The 17,422-nt window shown below is 67.0% G+C and carries 20 protein-coding genes and 1 riboswitch; of the genes, 5 read left to right on the forward strand and 15 right to left on the reverse strand.

The window, feature by feature from the left end; genetic code table 11:
* Window positions 1-10 precede the first annotated feature (10 nt).
* The 4 genes from BLS91_RS12730 to BLS91_RS12745 are packed head-to-tail and all read right to left on the reverse strand — an operon-like array spanning window position 11 to window position 3,545.
* Window positions 11-580: an AAA family ATPase gene (locus BLS91_RS12730; RefSeq protein WP_233197226.1), complete on the reverse strand. Its 570-nt coding sequence runs from the start codon at window positions 578-580 to the stop codon at window positions 11-13.
* A complete protein-coding gene (locus BLS91_RS12735) occupies window positions 573-1,358 on the reverse strand; it encodes an energy-coupling factor transporter transmembrane component T family protein (protein ID WP_174774944.1) in 786 nt (261 codons plus the stop codon). Before BLS91_RS12735 ends, BLS91_RS12730 begins: the two co-directional genes overlap by 8 nt.
* Before the next feature lie 5 nt (window positions 1,359-1,363).
* A complete protein-coding gene (locus tag BLS91_RS12740; RefSeq protein WP_092341143.1) occupies window positions 1,364-2,887 on the reverse strand; it encodes an ABC transporter ATP-binding protein in 1,524 nt (507 codons plus the stop codon).
* A gap of 4 nt (window positions 2,888-2,891) precedes the next feature.
* On the reverse strand, window positions 2,892-3,545 hold the full coding sequence (locus BLS91_RS12745; RefSeq protein ID WP_092341144.1) for an ECF transporter S component: 654 nt from the start codon (window positions 3,543-3,545) through the stop codon (window positions 2,892-2,894).
* Between the two features lie 32 nt (window positions 3,546-3,577).
* Window positions 3,578-3,687: riboswitch (TPP riboswitch) on the reverse strand.
* Window positions 3,688-3,730: 43 nt separating this feature from the next.
* Here BLS91_RS12745 and BLS91_RS12750 point away from each other — a divergent pair.
* On the forward strand, window positions 3,731-3,997 hold the full coding sequence (locus tag BLS91_RS12750; RefSeq protein ID WP_092341145.1) for a hypothetical protein: 267 nt from the start codon (window positions 3,731-3,733) through the stop codon (window positions 3,995-3,997).
* A 77-nt stretch (window positions 3,998-4,074) separates the two neighbouring features.
* Here BLS91_RS12750 and BLS91_RS12755 read toward each other — a convergent pair whose 3' ends face one another.
* The 6 genes from BLS91_RS12755 to BLS91_RS12780 are packed head-to-tail and all read right to left on the reverse strand — an operon-like array spanning window position 4,075 to window position 9,731.
* Complete coding sequence (locus tag BLS91_RS12755) at window positions 4,075-4,401, reverse strand: hypothetical protein (protein ID WP_092341146.1); 327 nt, start codon at window positions 4,399-4,401, stop codon at window positions 4,075-4,077.
* A gap of 25 nt (window positions 4,402-4,426) precedes the next feature.
* A complete protein-coding gene (gene dinB / locus BLS91_RS12760) occupies window positions 4,427-5,641 on the reverse strand; it encodes a DNA polymerase IV (RefSeq protein WP_092341147.1) in 1,215 nt (404 codons plus the stop codon).
* Window positions 5,642-5,674: 33 nt separating this feature from the next.
* A complete protein-coding gene (locus BLS91_RS12765; protein WP_092341148.1) occupies window positions 5,675-6,475 on the reverse strand; it encodes an ABC transporter permease in 801 nt (266 codons plus the stop codon).
* Between the two features lie 10 nt (window positions 6,476-6,485).
* Window positions 6,486-7,412, reverse strand: a complete 927-nt coding sequence (locus tag BLS91_RS12770) for an ABC transporter permease (protein ID WP_092341149.1) — start codon at window positions 7,410-7,412, stop codon at window positions 6,486-6,488.
* 33 nt (window positions 7,413-7,445) lie between these two features.
* Window positions 7,446-8,645 carry an ABC transporter substrate-binding protein gene (locus BLS91_RS12775; RefSeq protein WP_092341150.1) on the reverse strand — a complete coding sequence of 400 codons (1,200 nt, stop codon included), beginning with the start codon at window positions 8,643-8,645 and terminating at the stop codon, window positions 7,446-7,448.
* A gap of 39 nt (window positions 8,646-8,684) precedes the next feature.
* Window positions 8,685-9,731 carry an ABC transporter ATP-binding protein gene (locus BLS91_RS12780; protein ID WP_092341151.1) on the reverse strand — a complete coding sequence of 349 codons (1,047 nt, stop codon included), beginning with the start codon at window positions 9,729-9,731 and terminating at the stop codon, window positions 8,685-8,687.
* A 119-nt stretch (window positions 9,732-9,850) separates the two neighbouring features.
* On the opposite strand from BLS91_RS12780, the gene BLS91_RS12785 reads away from it, so the two are divergent.
* Together BLS91_RS12785 and BLS91_RS12790 are read left to right on the forward strand one after the other, a co-directional pair.
* The gene (locus tag BLS91_RS12785) at window positions 9,851-10,672 is read left to right on the forward strand and encodes a FadR/GntR family transcriptional regulator (protein WP_092341152.1); all 822 of its coding nucleotides are present in this window, start codon (window positions 9,851-9,853) and stop codon (window positions 10,670-10,672) included.
* Window positions 10,669-11,463: a cache domain-containing protein gene (locus BLS91_RS12790; RefSeq protein ID WP_092341153.1), complete on the forward strand. Its 795-nt coding sequence runs from the start codon at window positions 10,669-10,671 to the stop codon at window positions 11,461-11,463. Before BLS91_RS12785 ends, BLS91_RS12790 begins: the two co-directional genes overlap by 4 nt.
* On the opposite strand, the gene BLS91_RS12795 is transcribed toward BLS91_RS12790, so the two are convergent.
* Genes BLS91_RS12795 through gatC form a run of 5 tightly spaced genes read right to left on the reverse strand, consistent with a single transcriptional unit; the run spans window position 11,460 to window position 16,184 of the window.
* A complete protein-coding gene (locus BLS91_RS12795) occupies window positions 11,460-12,563 on the reverse strand; it encodes a VIT1/CCC1 transporter family protein (RefSeq protein WP_092341306.1) in 1,104 nt (367 codons plus the stop codon). The genes BLS91_RS12790 and BLS91_RS12795 overlap by 4 nt on opposite strands.
* A 2-nt stretch (window positions 12,564-12,565) precedes the next feature.
* A complete protein-coding gene (locus BLS91_RS12800; RefSeq protein ID WP_134505126.1) occupies window positions 12,566-12,832 on the reverse strand; it encodes a hypothetical protein in 267 nt (88 codons plus the stop codon).
* Between the two features lie 3 nt (window positions 12,833-12,835).
* Window positions 12,836-14,341 carry an Asp-tRNA(Asn)/Glu-tRNA(Gln) amidotransferase subunit GatB gene (gene gatB, locus BLS91_RS12805; protein WP_167552438.1) on the reverse strand — a complete coding sequence of 502 codons (1,506 nt, stop codon included), beginning with the start codon at window positions 14,339-14,341 and terminating at the stop codon, window positions 12,836-12,838.
* Window positions 14,338-15,885 carry an Asp-tRNA(Asn)/Glu-tRNA(Gln) amidotransferase subunit GatA gene (gatA, locus tag BLS91_RS12810; RefSeq protein ID WP_092341156.1) on the reverse strand — a complete coding sequence of 516 codons (1,548 nt, stop codon included), beginning with the start codon at window positions 15,883-15,885 and terminating at the stop codon, window positions 14,338-14,340. The genes gatB and gatA overlap by 4 nt, the downstream gene beginning before the upstream one ends.
* 2 nt (window positions 15,886-15,887) lie before the next feature.
* Entirely contained in the window at window positions 15,888-16,184 is a 297-nt protein-coding gene (gene gatC / locus BLS91_RS12815; protein ID WP_092341157.1) for an Asp-tRNA(Asn)/Glu-tRNA(Gln) amidotransferase subunit GatC, read from the reverse strand.
* A gap of 246 nt (window positions 16,185-16,430) precedes the next feature.
* Between gatC and BLS91_RS12820 the strand changes: the two genes are divergently transcribed.
* The gene (locus tag BLS91_RS12820; protein ID WP_198412700.1) at window positions 16,431-17,366 is read left to right on the forward strand and encodes a zinc-binding dehydrogenase; all 936 of its coding nucleotides are present in this window, start codon (window positions 16,431-16,433) and stop codon (window positions 17,364-17,366) included.
* Window positions 17,330-17,419, forward strand: a complete 90-nt coding sequence (locus BLS91_RS21185) for a hypothetical protein (RefSeq protein ID WP_369827247.1) — start codon at window positions 17,330-17,332, stop codon at window positions 17,417-17,419. Before BLS91_RS12820 ends, BLS91_RS21185 begins: the two co-directional genes overlap by 37 nt.
* Window positions 17,420-17,422 lie beyond the last annotated feature (3 nt).

The raw sequence follows: 17,422 nt of genomic DNA on the forward strand, positions 1-17,422 counted from the left end.
GGAAGCCAATCTAGTCCCGTGTGGCCTGCAGGCGAACCGTTGCCCGAATCTCGGGCGTTTCCCGTGAGAGGTAGCTGGCCCATTCCTGCTGCCACTGGTCCCAGTGGCTTCGAAAGGCTTCGCCGTCGCGACCCAGCGCGCGCCGTTTGCGCAGCTCGTCGTCCGCCGCAAGCCAGACACGCACGTCGCTGAGCGCTTCGTGCCGGGCGGCGAGGGTTCCGCAGCCCTCCACGATCAGCGGTCGGGCGGCGTCAAGCGGATGCCACTCCGCCGGCTCGTTCACGGCCCAGTCGTAACGCTGCCAGGCCGCGGGGCTTCCGCTGTATCGGGGTAGGAGAATGCACCGGTGCAGGTGCTCGACCGCCGCGTCGAGGCCGTCCCAGCCTGGGTAGATGTCGTCCATCCGCACCAGCTGCGGCGTGTTCGCGCCCGGCCAGTGGGCCACGAGGGCCTCGGCGAGGGTGCTCTTGCCGGCGCCGCTCGGCCCGTCGAGGAGCACGACCGGGTTCGGTCCGGCCGCGGCCAGGGCTCGCAGCAGCGGTGCCAGCAACGAGTTAATATTGGGGCTGGCTTCAGGCAAGAATAAAGCTCCAGGTCTCTGCCCACACCGCGACGCCGATGGCGATGCCGGCGATGGCAAATCCAATGGCGACGAGAGCGGCATCCGCTGCCCGAACGCGCGATGGCCTCGCCCACGTACGGGGCTCGTCGCTGCCGAAGCCGCGGGCTTCCATGGCCGTGGCGAGCTTACTGCCGCGTCGCACCGAGATGACGAGCAGGGAGAAGGCCGGGCCGAAGAACCGGCGGGCGGCGCCGCGCAGACCGCCGCCATCGCCGACCCCGCGGGCTCGCCGGGCAAGTCCGAGCGAATGCCAGTCGTCGATGAACATGCCCACGAGTCGCAGCCCGGCCAGTCCGCCGAGTACGAACCGAGCTGGCAGGCGCAGTACCTGGGCCAGGCCGTCGGCGAGATCGGTCGGGTCGGTCGTGGCAAGCAGAACGATGCCGGGCAGGCCGATCGCGAGCACTCTCAGCCCGATGGCCAGACCCAGCTGGGCGGAGCCCTCGGTCACCGAGATGAAGCCGAACTGCCAGAGCAGCGCGCCGGAGTCTTCACCGTAAAGAATCGTCGTGATCGATGCCATGGGCGCTGCGATCCAGACCGGCGCCGTGCGCAGCCAGAAATGGCGGGCGCTCAGGCCGCACCAGGCGAGTAGCACGGCCTCGAGCAGCAGGGCCACGCCCGCCGACACCCAGTCGATCGACAGCAGCAGCGCACAGCTCACGATGAGGGCAACGGCGAGCTTGGCCACCGGGTTGAGGCGGGCAACCACGCTGGGGCGGATGCTGGGGGTCATCAGGCTCACGGCTTGGCCACCCCCAGAGTGATCGGCGTGCCGAGTCGATACTCCTCATCTGCGAGAGCGCTGACGAACTGGGCGTCGTGGGTGACCGCAACGATTGCGGTGCCTTCGTCGAGCAGCTCGGCGAGCAGGCCCACGAGTTCCTGCCAGGTGCGGGAATCCTGCCCGAACGTCGGCTCATCGAGCACGAGCAGGCGAGGGCGGGTGGCGAGAACGGTGGCGACGGACATCCGTCTCTTTTCGCCGCCGGACAGGGTGAACGGGTTGGCGTCGGCGAGGTAGTCGAGCCGCAGCCGGTGCATGAGCTCGTCGACGCGGCTGGTCTGCTCAGCCGGGCTCAGTCCGAGGGCGTGCGGGCCGATAGTCAGGTCGCCGCGCACCGTGGCGGCCAGAAACTGGTGCTCGGGGTCTTGGAAGACGGCACCGATGCGGGTGAGCAGCTGCCGGGAGCGCCACCGGTGCGGCTCAGCCGGGATGCCAGCCGCCAGGCTGTCGCTCGCGCGCAGCGTTCCGCCGGCCGGTTTCAACAGACCGGCCAGGGTCAGGACGAGGGTGGACTTGCCGGCGCCGTTCGGCCCTGTCACGACGGTCGCCCTGCCGGCGTCGACGGAGAGGGTGATTCCGTCAGCGACAACGGATGCCGCGCGTCGGCCAAACGGAACACGCCCGACCGCGAGTCCCTCGGCCCGCAACAGGCTCTGAGGATTGCTGATCGGGTGCCGCACCGGAAACCGGGGTGGCAGGGCTGGCACCCAGACGCCGGCCTGAGCCAGCCGCTCGCCCTGGATGGCGAGAATCTCGCGCGTCGGCCCGTCGGCCAGCGCACCGCCGGTCGGGTCGAGCACGATGACGCGGTCGACGACGTCCTGCCAGACCTCAACGCGGTGTTCGATGACGACGAGGGTGGCCCCGGAATGGTCGAGAGAGCGCACGACGGCGTCACGCACCTCGATGACCCCGACCGGGTCGAGGTTCGCGGTCGGTTCGTCGAGCAGTAGTAGTCCGGGCTGCATGGCCAGCACACCGGCCAGGGCCAGGCGCTGTTTCTGGCCGCCACTCAGGCTCGACGTGGGATGGTCGAGCGGCAGGTTCAGACCGACCTCGGCAAGGGCACGCCGCACGCGCGGCCAGATCTCTGCCCGCGGAACAGCCAGGTTCTCGCAGCCGAACGCCACGTCGTCGCCGACCCGGGCGAGTACCACCTGGGAGTCCGGGTCCTGCAGCACGAGTCCGACCCGACCCCGCGCCGCGGCCGCGCGCCTGCCGTCAATGAGCAGACTGCCCGTCTCGTCGCCGTCCTCGGCGTCGCCGAGCACTCCGGCCAACGCGTGCACCAGGGTGCTCTTGCCGGCGCCGCTGGCCCCGAGCAGCAAGACCCGTTCGCCGGGCTCGATCCGCAGGTCGAGCCTCGACACCGCTTGGTTGTGGCGTCCGGCATGGCGCCAGCCCCAGCCTCGGGCTTCGATCTGCACGGGCCGAATCTGCGGGCCGCGAGCGGACGCGTGCGACGAAGGGGCTGGCATCCGCTTAACTGATCGCGGCGGGTGCGCGCGAACCTTCCCGGCCGGCGGCGAATCGGTTGAGCGCGCCGGTGCGGGCCAGGCCGCGCACGGCGAGCCAGGACAGCAGCCCGGCGAGCACAGTGCCCGATACGACGGCGGATACGAAGTAGACGGCCTTGAAACCGATATCCAGTGCCGCATAACTGACGGTCGTGTCGAGCAGCCCAACGGCCACGCCGGCGCCGGCGCCGGCGAGGAGGGCGACGCCGAGACGCCAGTTGGCGTACAAGAACAGGGCCAGCACGATCTCCGCGCCGAGGCCCTCGACGATGCCCCAGATGAGCGTGGAGAAGCCCCACTGGGTGCCGATCAGCATCGACACGACGGCCGCGATGACCTCGGTGTAGAGGGCCGCACCGGGCTTGCGAATGATGAGGCCGCCGAGCACTCCGGCAAACAACCAGCCGCCGGCCAACAGGCCTTCGAGGCCGGGCGTGAACGTGAGGATCGCGCTGAGCGGCGACCAGGCGAGGCCCCAGGCCCAGAAGATGACGCCGCTCGCCACGCCAATGACGCTCGCGACGACGATGTCGACGACGCGCCAGCGAAAGTTGCGCGGCTTTTTCGCCGTCGATGCGTCGCGGCTGGACTGATTGAATGATGTCGTTGTAGCGTGCACTGTTCGTGCCCTTTCCGTAGGTGAATACAGGGCACGGGATCGAGAAGCCTCCCTGCGCTGGCATGATCCAGATCAGGTTCGACGGTCGAAGCTTGGTCAGCTTCCTCTCAGCCCGGTGTACCGGACTCCCGTGATCGTGACCAATTCTAGTGCCCCGCTTAGACTTGTGGCATGGGGATCACGAGATGAGCATCGGCATTCTGCTCGTGCTGGCAGGGCTATACCTCGTATTGATGCGCCGCTTCATTCTGCGCCGCCGTCGTATCGCTGCGGGCCTACCGGTGAGCGGCCCGTGGCACTTTCCGGCTTGGCTGCGGCGTCGGCTGCCACGCTGGCTGCGCCGTCGGTTCACGCAGGGCGGGTTCGCGGGTCGGTTCGCGCGTCGGCCGCGCTGGCCGCGCCGCATCCGCTCTGCGCGCAAGCCGCGCGGCACTCGCCCGGGCCCACCTTAGGACCACGGGCCCAGTCTATAAACTGGGCCCGTGGACGGGGCCCGGGCCCCGTCCACGGACAGCATCAGCAGGGGCGGCTACTTCTTCAGGGCCCGGATCACCCGGGCCAGGGCGCGGCCGGCCACGAGCAGGAACGGCGCGCCGACGGCGAGCAGCGCGATGACATTCGGCTCGAACCGGGCGGTACCACCCGACTTCACGTAGGCGCCGATCGGCAGCGACACTCCGCCCCCGCCTCCGCCGGATCCGGCACCGCCCTCACCGGCGTCGCCGCCGCCGAAGCCGTAATAGGTGAGCGCAACGGGTACGAGGGTGACGCCGTCGATTTGCACGGGGTCACCGTACGCCGATTTCACACCGGCGGAACGGAACGTTTCTGCGAGTTTTTCCGGGAGGCTGGTCATTCCAACAGGGTAGTCGACTCGTGCCTTATGGGCGAGGTTTGAAGAACGAGGCCGGACGCACGATTCCCGCCCCGAATCGCTCGGTCACGGAGTCGACCGCCAGCTCGGCGCCCCGCCAATCCTCGTCAGGATCCCACAGCCCCACCGATCCCGACGCCGTACCCAGCTGCTCGGCCCGCACCCCGATCAGGCGCACGCGGATGCCCGCCGCGGCCAGTAGGTCGAACGCGGCCACGGCCTCCTCGTAGATGCGCCGCCCGACATTGCTGGGCTCGGCGAGGGTGCGCGAACGGGTGACCGTGCTGAAATCGGTGTAGCGCAGCTTGAGTGACACGCGCCTGGCAACCAGATCGCCCCTCCGCAGCCGTGCCGCAACGAGGTCACACTGCCGCAGCAACTCGCTGCGCAGTCGGTCAATGTCGGTCACGTCGTGCTCAAACGTGACCTCGTGGCCGACGCTCTTCTCCTCCCGCTCGAGCGTCACCGAACGCGGGTCACGCCCCCAGGACAGCTCGAACAGCTTGTGACCGGATGCCTCCCCGAGCGTCCTTTTCAGCACGTCCAGCGGCGCGTGCGCGATGTCGCCGATGAGTTTCAGGCCGAGGCGGGTCAGGGTCTGCTCGGTGGCCGCCCCTACGCCCCACAGGGCCGTCACGGGCAGCGGATGCAGGAACTCGATCGTTTCGTCGGCCGGAACGACGAGCAGCCCGTTGGGTTTGGACAGGCCGGAGGCAAGCTTGGCGACAAACTTGGTCGACGCCGCGCCCACCGAGCAGACCAGCCCGGTCTCGGCGAGCACCCGCGCGCGGATGAGTTCGCCGATCACGGCCGGGGAGCCGAACAGATTGGTTGCGCCGGCCACGTCGAGGAAGGCTTCGTCGATGCCGAGCCGTTCCACGAGCGGGGTGACGTCGTCGAAAATGCTCATCACCCGGGTGGAATAGTCCCGGTAGAGGCCCATGTGCGGCTCGAGCACGATCGCGTTCGGGCACTGCCGCAGGGCGAGTGCCATCGGCATCGCTGAGTTCACGCCGTAGCGCCGCGCAATATAGTTGGCCGCCGTGACGACCGACCGACCCCCGCGGTGGCCCACGATCACCGGCAGGCGTACGTATTCGGGGTGCGACAGCAGCTCGACCGACACGAAGAACGCATCGAGGTCAACGTGCAGCACCGTCGCTGAACGGTCATCGACGTCGTCCGCCGAAATCTGCCGCCCACTGCCGTCCTGTCTGCCCACCGAAAAACCCTAACCCGTTCCGGTCACGAACGGCTAGCGCACAACCTTTTCGGCGCCGGCAATGCGCTGCGCGAAGTAGATGGGAATGATCGAAACCAGCACGAGCACCACGGCGATGACATTGACGACCGGCGCCTGGTGGGGCCGGAACAGGTTGTCCAGAATCCACAACGGCAGGGTCTTCACACTCGATCCGGCGGTGAACGTCGTCACGATGATCTCGTCAAAGCTCAGGGCGAAGGCGAGCAGGCCGCCGGCGAACAGGGCTGACCGCAACTGGGGAAAGGTCACCAGGCGAAACGTGGTCCAGATTCCGGCGCCGAGATCCGACGAGGCATCTTCGAGGCTCGTGCCGAGGCGCCGCAGCCGGGCGATCACGTTGTTGAACACGGTCACGATACAAAACGTGGCGTGGGCGATGATGAGCGTCAGAATCGACAGTTGCACGCCGAGTCCGGTGCGGAAGGCATTGTTCAGGGCGATGCCGGTGACGATGCCGGGCAGCGCGATCGGCAGGATGACCAGCAGGCTGATGGCATCCCGGCCGAAGAATTCGAAGCGTTGCAGCCCGAGCGAGATGAGCGTGCCGAGCACGAGCGCCACCGCCGTCGAGGCCAGGGCCACTTGCAGGCTGGTCAGCACCGCGTCAAGGGCACCGTCGCTCTGAAACGCCTTGGCCCACCATTCCAAGGTGAAGCCCGGCGGCGGCCAGGTGAGGTTCTGGCTGGTGCTGAAGGAGTTCACGAAGACCACGAGCAGGGGCAGATAAATAAGGGCCAGCACCACGGCCGTGATGGCCGCGAGCAGACCACGGGCGGGGCGACTCAGACGCATGGCAGGGCTCCTACAGGTTGTTGAGTGCGCCCGTGCGCCGCACGGCGGCGAGGTAGGCGAAGATGATCAAAATGGGAATGAGCGCGATCGCGGCCGCGAGCGGCAGGTTGTTCGCGGCCCCCACGTTGGTGTAGACGAGGTTGCCGAGCATCTGGTTGGCCCCGCCGACGATATTTACGGTGATGTAGTCACCGAGCGACAGTGAGAAACTGAAAATCGACCCGGCAATGATCGCCGGCCAGATCATGGGCAGTACTACCAGGCGCAGCGTCGCCCAGGTACCCCCGCCAAGATCACCGGATGCCTCCAGCAGTGAATCCGGCACCCGCTCCAGTCCCGCATAGATCGGCAGAATGACGTACGGCAACCACAGGTAGGACAGGGTGATGATCGTTGCCGGCAGACCGTAACCGGGACTGTGCCCGCCAAACGGCGACACCAGCCATTCGAAAATTCCACCCTGGGAGAGCACCGATCGCCAGGCGTACGCCTTCACCAGGTAGCTCGCCCAGAGCGGCATCAGAATGGCGATCACAAGAATCCGCTGGGCGCCAGGGCTCGCCACCTTGGCCATGTAGAACGCGATTGGAAGCGCGATCACAATGTCGATGATCGTGACCAGCAGCGCCACGCCGACCGTGCGCAGCGTGACGGTTTGGTAAAGCGAACCTGTGAGCACCGCCACGATGTTGTCGAGGGTCCAGGTTTGCGAAATCTGCCCGGTGAACGAGTCCACCGTCCACAGGGCGGTGATCAGCAGTGCGGCGAGGGCCGCGACGTAGACCAGGCCGAGCCAGAACAGGGGGGCACTCAGCAGCAGTGACAGCCGCAGTCGTGGGTGCCGGCTGAGAAAGACCGAGCCCCGCCGGGCGATGGTGCGACGGTGCTGGGGCACCACCGCCCGACGGGTGGGTGGCGCGGGAGCGTCAACCGTCATGATTCTTCCTTCTGTCTGACTCGAGCAGGCGGATTAGCCCTTGATTTCTTGCCAGGCGGTGGTCCAGTCGGAGTAATCGGTGCACTGCACGTCGGTGCGCCCGTCGAGGCACTCCGCGATCGGTGTCGACCAGTACCAGATCTGCGCCGCGTAGTCGGCGTCGCCGGCGTGGTAGCTGGCACAGTGGTCGGGGTTGACCGTGAAGTCGCAGGCTCCGGCGTTGGACGGTGCCTCACCGAAGTACTCGGTGGCTTGCGCGTTGGCTTCGGGGCTCGCGATGTAGTCCAGCCAGGCGTAGGCGCAGTTGGGGCTCTTCGCGCCTGCGGCGATCATCCAGGTGTCCGACCAGCCGGTCGCGCCTTCCTCGGGCAGCACGACTTCGGCCGGGGTACCCTCAGCGAGCGAGTTGCGAATGACCTGCCAGGTGGTACCGACCACGGTGTCGCCGGTTTCGAAGGCCTGCACCTCCTTGAGGTAGTCCGACCAGTATTCGCCCACGTTGATGCGCTGGTTCTTGAACAGCTCAACGGATGCCGCCAGCTGCGTTTCGTCGAGCGCGTACGGGTTCTTAATTCCCAGTTCCGGCTGGTGCGCCATGAGGTAGACCGCGGCATCCGCTATCGAAATCGGCGAATCGTAGGCGGTCACCGCACCCTTGTAGTCGGACGACTTGTCGAAGACGACATTCCACGACGTGGGTGCCGGGGTCACGACCTCCGTGTTGTACATGAGCAGGTTGGCACCATAGCCGTGCGGAATGCCGTAGGAGACACCGTCGACGCTGTTCCAGGACTGCATCTTCAGAAAGTCGAAGATGCCCGCGTAGTTGGGAATGAGGTCGGTGTTGACCGGCGCCACGTCCCCCGAGGCGACAAGCCGCAGGGAGGCATCACCGGAGGCCGCGACGACGTCGTAGTCACCGGTCTTCATGAGGCTGAACGCTTCGTCGGAGGTGCCGTAGGTCTTGCTGGTGACCGTGCAGCCGGTCTTCTCTTCGAAGGCGCTGACCCAGTCGACCGTTGGATCGTTGCTGCCGTCTTCGACGTAGCCGGGCCAGGCCAGCAGCGAGACGCTGCCTTCCATCTCGCCGAGCTCGGCCTGAGCCTCGGTCGGCGCAGCGGTGCCGCCGCCCTGGCTGGTACCGCAGGCGGTGAGAAGAAGGGCAACCGACACGATCGCGACGCCGCTGAGGGCGCCAGCGGTGAAGCGGGTACGGGTAGAACTGCGTTTCATGACTTTCTCCATTCGTGAGGTGCGGTCAGGGATGTGCGGTCAGGGGTGGGAAGTGAGTACTGGTGGGGCGAGGGTGACGATGTCGGAGTCGTTCCAGCCAACGGTGACGCGTGCGCCGCGCCCGTTGGTCGCCACGCGGTGCGCATCGTTCTGTTCGAGCACGACGACCCGCGTGCCGGCGTCGAGGTCGACGATGAGCTGGGTGCTGCTGCCGACATAGATCACCTCGGCGAGAACGCCGGCGGCCGTTCGATCGGCTGAAAGCGGCCGGTTCTCGGTGGTCACGCTAACCTTCTCCGGGCGCACCGAGTGGGTGCCAGCGCGACCGAGAAGCGTCTGCGACACGGTGTCATCGAAAATGTTGGAGGTGCCCACGAACGCCGCGACGAACGGTGAAGCTGGGCGCTCGTAGATCTCGGCCGGGGTGCCGAGCTGTTCGATTTTGCCCTCGTTGAACACGGCGATGCGGTCGCTGAGCGTCAGGGCTTCCTGCTGGTCGTGGGTGACAAAAATGAAGGTGATACCCAGGGTGCGCTGCAGTTCCTTGAGTTCGACCTGCATCTGCTCGCGCAGTTTGAGGTCGAGTGCGCCGAGTGGTTCGTCGAGCAGCAGCACCTTGGGCTGCACGACGGTAGCCCGGGCCAGGGCCACCCGCTGGCGCTGCCCGCCGGAGAGCTGGCTGGGCTTTCGATCGGCGAAACTGCCCAAACGCACGGTATCGAGGGCTTGACGGGCCTGTTCGTGCCTGGCGCGCTTGGCGACGCCGCGCACCCGCAACCCGTAGGCCACGTTGTCGAGCACGCTCATGTGCGGAAACAACGCGTAGTCCTGAAACACCGTGTTCACGTCGCGGTCGAACGGCGCCCGGTCGGTGACGTCCTGCCCGAGCAGCGAAATCGTTCCGCTGGTCGGCTGCTCGAAACCGGCAATCAGGCGCAGAACCGTGGTCTTTCCGGATCCCGACGGGCCGAGCATGGAGAAGAACTCCCCCTCGATGATATCCAGGTCGACGCCGTCGACGGCATGGACGCTTCCGAAACTCTTGGTCAGACCGGTCAGACGGATGGCGGGCTGCACACCGGTCACGAGATCTCCTCACTCATTCAACGACTCCCTGCTCACTCACAGGCTAATCATATGGAGTTAGATGTCATAAATGTGCGCCGGGATGTTACGGTCGTGTCACAACCTGAAATGAGCCGCCGATGCCGCAGTCCATCCGAGCCGGATCGGGAACGCGCGCGGCCATTTTCGCCCCGCTTGACGGCGCTGGCCGGGCCGAGCTGGTGTTGCAGCGGCTGACCGATGCGATTGTGCTCGGGGTGCTGCACGACGGCGAACGCCTGCCGAGTGAGGCCGAGCTGGCCCGCCAGCTGGGCGTGGCCACGGTCACCGCCCGCGAAGCCCTGGAAATTCTGCGCCGGAACAAGCTCGTGCACACCAAGCGCGGCCGCGACGGCGGCAGTTTCGTCACGTTCGCCGGGCGGGGTGCGACCGACCTGCAGGATGAACGCCTGGTGGCCTGGTCCCGGGTGCAGGTTCGCGACCTGGGCGTGCATTATTCCGCGATCGCAGGTCTCGCTGCCGAGCTCGCCGCCGACCGGGCCAGCGCGGCCGATATCGAGAACCTCGAGCGTATCCTCGACCGCGCCGATGCCGGCACAGCGGATGCCGCGCGCCGCGGTCAGGGTACCTTCCGTCTCGAGGTGGCCGCGCTCAGCCAATCCGCCCGGCTCGTGCGCGAAGAATTGCGTCTGCAGGCCGAGTTCGGTTCCCTGCTCTGGCTCAGCCTGCGGGACGCGAGCCGCCGCGAACGCTGCCAGGCCGTGCAGCGCGCGACGGTCGCGGCCCTCATCGCCGAGGACGGCGCTCGCGCCCGACAGCTGACCGTGACGCAGATCATCGAGTCCATCGAGTGGCTTATCGAGGCGAAATCACTCCTGGAACTGAAGGGCAGGTCAACGATGACCGACAGCACAGCGACAGTGAGCACCACCGCGGTACTTCCCACGGGTGCACCCGCATGACGCCCGAAACGCTCACTCCCGAGCACGATGGGCCGCAGACCGCGGCCGGTTTTTCATCCGTTGCCGCCGTCTTCGACCCGGTCTTCGCTCGGCTGGAACACTGGGCAGACCTGGTGGAACGCTATGCCGCGCGGCCGGATCGTATCGCCGACCGGGCCGACCTGGATCCCCTGATGGAATCTCTGGTGCGCCGCGAGTTCACCGACTCCGAGGGGTGCGTCATCGGAGCCGGTTTTGTGTCCGCGCCGAACTTTCTGGGCTGGCACCTGGCCTGGTGGCTGGGCGGCCAGAACCCGGCCGTGTCGGGGCTGCCCGCCACCGGCATCCGCCATCTGGAAACGGTCGAAGACCCTCTCGATGAGAGTTTTCGGGACTACACCGCGCTGGAATGGTGGCGGGTTCCAGAACAGACGGGACGCCGACACATTACCGGCCCCTACGTCGACTACCTGTGCACGGATGAGTACACGCTCACTCTGACGCTTCCGGTGTATCGAGCCGCCGAGCTGATCGGGGTTGTCGGCATCGACCTCTCGGTCGACGAGATCGAACGCGGCCTCATACCGCGCCTCGGCGCAGACGGCGTCTCGGTCACGGTCATCAACTCCAGTGGCCGGGTGGTGGTCTCGACCGACACTCACCTCGCGACCGGCGCGCTGCTGCGCCTGCCCGGTCTATCGGAACACCTCAACGACCAGTCCGGCGGGGCACCAGGCCTGCCGGCCGGTCATACGTTCCAGTGGTGCGGACAGACTGGACTGGCCATCGTGGCCGGGCCGGCGCCGAGCTAGCCGATCGAGGTGCCGAACACTAGCCCGAGCAGGTACGTGACGGCGGCCGCGCCGAGGCCGATGACGAGCTGCCGCAACGCTCGTTTCAGCGGCGGACCACCGGAGAGCAGCCCCACGACAGCCCCGGTGGCGAGCAGGGCCACGCCCACCAGTACAGTCGCGACGATGATGGCCGCGTAGCCGCTCAGACCGAACAGGTAGGGCAGCACCGGCAGCAGTGCGCCGGAGGCGAAGAAGCAGAAGCTCGACAGGGCGGCGCCGGTGCCCGTTCCGATGGCCTCGTGCTCGTCGGGCTCCGGCGCCGCTTTGGTGACCGCGGCAATCGGTCCGGTTGCCGCGTACGCGGTGGCCAGCACGCCGCGGGCGTAGGTTTCAGCTTTCTCCTCGGACATGCCACGGGCGCGATAGACCAGGGTCAGCTCGTTGGCGGCGAGGTCGAGGTGGGAGAGCACGCTCTTGGCGGGAGCCGCGGGGCTGGATGCCTCGAGCAGTTCTCGCTGGGACCGCACCGAGACGTATTCGCCGGCCCCCATCGACAGCGCCCCGGCCAGCAGCCCGGCAATGCCGGTGAACAGAATGGTCGCGGCCGGCACACCGGTGGCGCCGATACCGAGCACGAGGGCGAGGTTACTCACCAGCCCGTCGTTGACGCCGAACACGGCGGCCCGAAAGGTGCCGGAGAGGCGTTTGCGGCCGCGGGCGGCGAGACCGCGCACGACCTCTTCGTGCACGGTTTCGTCGGCGGCCATGGCGCTGGTCGCGTCGGCATCCGCTTGATAGGGCGAGCGTCCCTCGGCCCGCTGGGCGAGGGCAAGCACGAACACCGAACCGAACCGGCGGGCCAGCAGACCAAGAAATCGGGTGCGCAAAGCACCGCGCCGCGGTGAACCGACGTCGCTGCCGAGCAGGTTCCGCCAGTGTTCTTCGTGCCGGCCTTCGGCGTCGGCGAGGGCGAGCAGAATTTGCCGCTCTTCGCCGGCGCGACGATTGGCGAGGTCGCGGTAGACCGCGGCCTCGGCCTGTTCGTCGGCGAGGTATTGCCGCCACCGACGGATGTCGCGGGTCGACGGCGCGCGTCCGTCCTGCTCCGGAGCAGTCACGTTCACGCCTCCGGCGCCGCTTCCAGGAAGCTCTGCGGAATGCGCGCGGACTCGTGCGGACCCGACCCGTCGAGGCCGACGAACGGCTCCTCGAAGGCCACGACCCAGAACTTCTCGCGCTGCACGGTCGGTGCGTAGAGCCCGGAGCCCTCCGACTCCCCCGGCGCGACGATCACGCCGATCGGGTCGTCGATGAGGGAGTCGGGAAAGCGGGTGCGGTCGAGGTGCACCACGACCTGCACGCCCACTCCGAAAGCCTGAGTTGTCACCGGCTACTCGATTGCGGCGGCGCGTTCGAGCACGAGTTCGCGCACGCGCGCGGCATCCGCTTGCCCGCGCATGGCCTTCATAACGGCGCCGATGACGGCGCCGGCGGCCTGCACCTTGCCGTCACGAATCTTGACGAGCACGTCGGGCTGGCCGAGCAGTGCGGCGTCGATCGCCGCGATGAGCGCGCCGTCGTCGGAGACCACGGCCAGTCCCCGGCTTTCGATGACCTCGGCCGGGGTTCCTTCGCCGGCGATGACGCCTTCGAGCACCTGGCGGGCCAGGCGGTCGGTGAGGCTTCCGGCTTCGACCAGTGCGATGAGCGCGGCGAGCTGCACCGGCGTCACGAGCGAGTCGGCGGCGACGCCGGCCACGTTGGCGAGCCGGGCGATTTCGCCGGTCCACCACTTGCGCGATGCCTGAGCGGATGCCCCGGCGGCGACGGTCGCCTCGACGGCGTCGAGCAGGTCGGAGTTCACGACGTCCTGGAACTCGAGGTTCACAAAACCCCAGGCCGCCTGCAAGCGCTTGCGACGGGCCGCGGGCGGCTCGGGCAGGGTCAGGCGCAGCTCTTCGACCCATTCGCGCGACGGTGCCATCGGCAGCAGGTCGGGCTCCGGAAAGTACCGGTAGTCGTCGGCGTCGCTCTTAGGCCGACCGGCGCTCGTGATTCCGGTGTCCTCGTGCCAGTGCCGGGTCTCCTGCGTAATGGTGCCTCCGCCGGAAAGCACGGCCGCCTGACGCTGGATTTCGTAGCGCACCGCGCGCTCGACGCTTCTCAGGGAGTTGACGTTCTTGGTCTCGGTGCGGGTGCCGAGCACGTTCGACCCGCGCGGGCGCAGGGAGACGTTGGCGTCGCAACGCACGTTGCCCTCTTCCATGCGAGCGTTGGAGACGCCGAGCGCCTTGGCGATCTCGCGAATGGCGGCGACGTAGGTCTTGCCGATCTCGGGGGCGTCGTGTTCGGCGCCCTCGATCATCTGGGTGACGATCTCGACCAGTGGCACACCGCCACGGTTATAGTCGACGAGCGAGTAGTCGGCGCCCTGGATGCGTCCGGTCGCGCCACCCATGTGGGTGAGCTTGCCGGCGTCGTCTTCCATGTGCGCACGTTCGATCTCGACGGTGACCAGGCGGCCGCTCTCGAGTTCGATCGTGATCGATCCGTCGTGGCAGATCGGGTCATCGTACTGGCTGGTCTGAAAGTTCTTCGCCGTGTCGGGGTAGAAGTAGTTCTTGCGGGCGAACCGCGAGTGTTCGGCGATCTCACACCCCAAAGCCAGCCCCAAACGGATGCTGGATTCCAGCGCCTTCTTGTTCACCTGCGGCAGTCCGCCGGGCAGGCCGAGGCAGGTCGGGCAGGTGTTCGTGTTGGCGCCGGAGCCGAACTCGTTGGCGCAGCCGCAGAACATCTTGGTCTTGGTGTTGAGTTCGACGTGCACCTCGAAGCCGAGCACCGGCTCGAACAGTTCGAGTGCCTTATCGAAGTCCATCAATTCAGCCTTCATCAGACGGCTCCCTCTTCGCTGGCAAACATTTCGGTCGGGGTCAGGGCTGGAGCCTGGCTGAGCATGGTGTGCCCCCAGCTCGCTTCGAGCAGCTGCTCGATCGCGGCGCCGACGGTGTAGAGGCGGGCATCCGCTTTGGCGGGGGCCATGATCTGCAGGCCGACGGGCAGGCCGTCTTCGGGCGCGAGCCCGATCGGGATGCTCATTCCGGGCACACCAGCCAGGTTCGCCGGGATGGTGGTCACGTCGTTGATGTACATAGCCATCGGATCGGCCAGCTTCTCACCAAACTTGAACGCCGTGGTTGGGGCGCTCGGCGACATCAGAACGTCGACCTGGCCGAACGCGGCGGCGAAGTCACGCTGAATGAGCGTGCGCACCTTCTGCGCGCTGCCGTAGTACGCGTCGTAGTAACCGGCGCTCAGGGCGTAGGTGCCGAGGATGATACGGCGCTTGACTTCGGGACCGAAACCGGCCTCTCGGGTGGCGCTCATCACGTGCTCGCTCGTGAGCGAACCGCTTTCCGGGTTGACGCGGATGCCGAATCGCACCGAGTCGAAGCGGGCCAGGTTACTCGACGCTTCGGCGGGCAGAATCAGGTAATACGCCGCGACGGCATACTCGAAGTTCGGTGCGGAGACCTCGATGATCTCGGCGCCAGCGGCGACGAGCAGCGCGAGGGTTTCGTTGAAGCGCTGGGTGACGCCAGCCTGGAATCCGTCGCCGGAGAGTTCCTTGATGACGCCGATGCGCACGCCCGTGAGGGCGCCGTCCTTGAGACCGTCGCGCGCGGCGGCGGCCATCGACGGCCAGCTGTCGGTCAGCGAGGTGGAGTCGAGGGGGTCGTGGCCGCCGATGACGTCATGCAGCAGGGCAGCGTCATAGACCGTGCGGGAGACCGGTCCGACCTGGTCGAGGCTGGAGGCCAGGGCGATCGCCCCGTAGCGGGAGACTCCGCCGTAGGTGGGCTTGACGCCGACCGAGCCGGTGACGGCGGCGGGCTGGCGGATGGATCCGCCGGTGTCGCTGCCGAGGGCGAGCGGCGCCTGGAAAGAAGCGACGGCCGCGGCCGAGCCGCCACCGGAGCCACCGGGGATACGGTCGCGGTCCCAGGGGTTGCGAGTAATTCCGTAGGCGGAGTGTTCGGTGGAGGACCCCATGGCAAATTCGTCCATGTTGGTCTTGCCGAGCGGCACGAGGCCGGCCGCACGCAGTCGGGCAACGACGGTCGCGTCGTAGGGCGGAACCCAGCCTTCAAGAATTTTCGACCCGGCGGTGGTGGGCATGTCTTGGGTGGCCAGCACGTCTTTGATCGCGATCGGAACCCCGGCGAGCGGGTTCAGCACCTCGCCGGCAGCGCGGCGGGCGTCAATCTGGGCGGCGGTCGCCAGGGCGGCCTCGCCCGCCACGTGCAGAAAGGCGTGCAGGTCGGTGTCGACGGCCGTGATGTGGTCGAGGTGCGCGCTGGTCGCTTCGACGGCGCTGACCTGCTTGCTGACCAGCAGCTCGCTGAGCGCTGCGGCGGAGAGCTTGGTGAGATAGGTCATGGTTACTCCTCGTCCAGAATGGCGGGCACGCGGAATTTGTCACCGGCGCGGTCGGGGGCGCCGGACAGGGCCTGCTCGACGGTCAGTGATGGCACGACGACGTCTTCACGGTAGACGTTGGTCAGCGGCATCGGGTGGCTCGTGGCCGGGGTGTCAGCGGTGGCTACCTCAGAGACCTTGGCAATCGAGTCGACGATCTGGCCGAGGTCGTGGGTGAGATTGGTGATCTCGAGGGGGCTGAGGTCGATCCGAGCAAGGTATGCCAAATGGGCAACCTGCTCAGCCGTGATTTCCGACATGGAACTCCGATACGCATTGGGGTGGATACCCCAATCCTATTCGCCAGCCGCCGCGAGCCCGATCCGCCGACCGCACCAGGTGCGCACCCGCGCCCCTGGCGTCCGTGTCCGTTGCCTGGACCGGCACCGGCACCGGTGGGCCATTCGCTTTGATCCTGTGAAGCCTGGCATCGCCAACGAGGAGAAAAAAGTCTCCTGGAGCCAGAATTTCAGCGGGAACTAACCGCGTAAGAACACACTTTAGATATGAGAGCACTTGTTGTTGAGCAGAACCTGGGTGGTTCCGTGCTTTCGATGCGCGATCTGCCGAGCCCTGAACCGGGCCCGCGTCAGGTAAAGATCCGTGTGCGGACTGCGTCGTTGAATCGTGCCGACCTTGCCCAGCGCGCCGGAACCCACCAACCGGTCAGCCCGGGCAGCGCACCGGTCGTTGTGGGGCTGGATGCCGCGGGCGATGTCGTCACGGTGGGATGCGAGGTCAAGGGAGTACAGTTCGGGGACCGTGTCATGGCCACCGTCAGCGGCGGTTTGAGCGAGGAAATCGTTGTCGACGCTGCGCTGGTCGTACCGATTCCGCGGGCGTGGTCCTACGCGGAGGGTGCCGCTGCCATCCTCGGGTTGATGACCGAGCACAACGCGCTCCGCACCGCGGGTGGCCTCAGGCCGGGCGAAACGGTGCTGATTCATGCGGCTGCCTCATCGGTGCGTCTTCAGTACGTACAGTTGGCAAAATACCTGGGCGCTGGAGCGGTTATCGCAACCGTTCGCACGGACCGGGCAACTGACCTGCTCCGTTCCCAGGGTGCCGATCACGTGGTCGACGTTAACGAGGCCGGTTTCGCTGATCGGGTTTTGGAACTGACGGATGGCCGCGGGGTCGACGTCATCATCGACCATGTTGGTGGCCCGTATCTTGCGGACAATATTCGCTGCGCCGCACTCCTGGGACGCCTGGTCGGTGTGGGGCGCCTCGGCGGTGCCCACGGTGTTCTTGATTTGGAAGCACTGGCGTTTAAACGATTGAGCATCATTGGGGTCACCTTTCGCACCCGCGACGCTGCGGAAAAAAAGCCGAGATCGTCGCCGCGCTGCGCGCCGAGGTCGACCCGGCTTTCGAAGCACTACGCCCATCGATTGATCGGATTCTGCCCTGGACCGAAGTCCAACAAGCGCAGGACCTGATGGCCGGGAACTCCCACCTGGGCAAGATCGTTCTGAGTCTTGAGACTACGTAAGCC

The sequence above is a fragment of the Cryobacterium flavum genome (assembly GCF_900103805.1).
Classification (GTDB): Bacteria; Actinomycetota; Actinomycetes; order Actinomycetales; family Microbacteriaceae; genus Cryobacterium; species Cryobacterium flavum.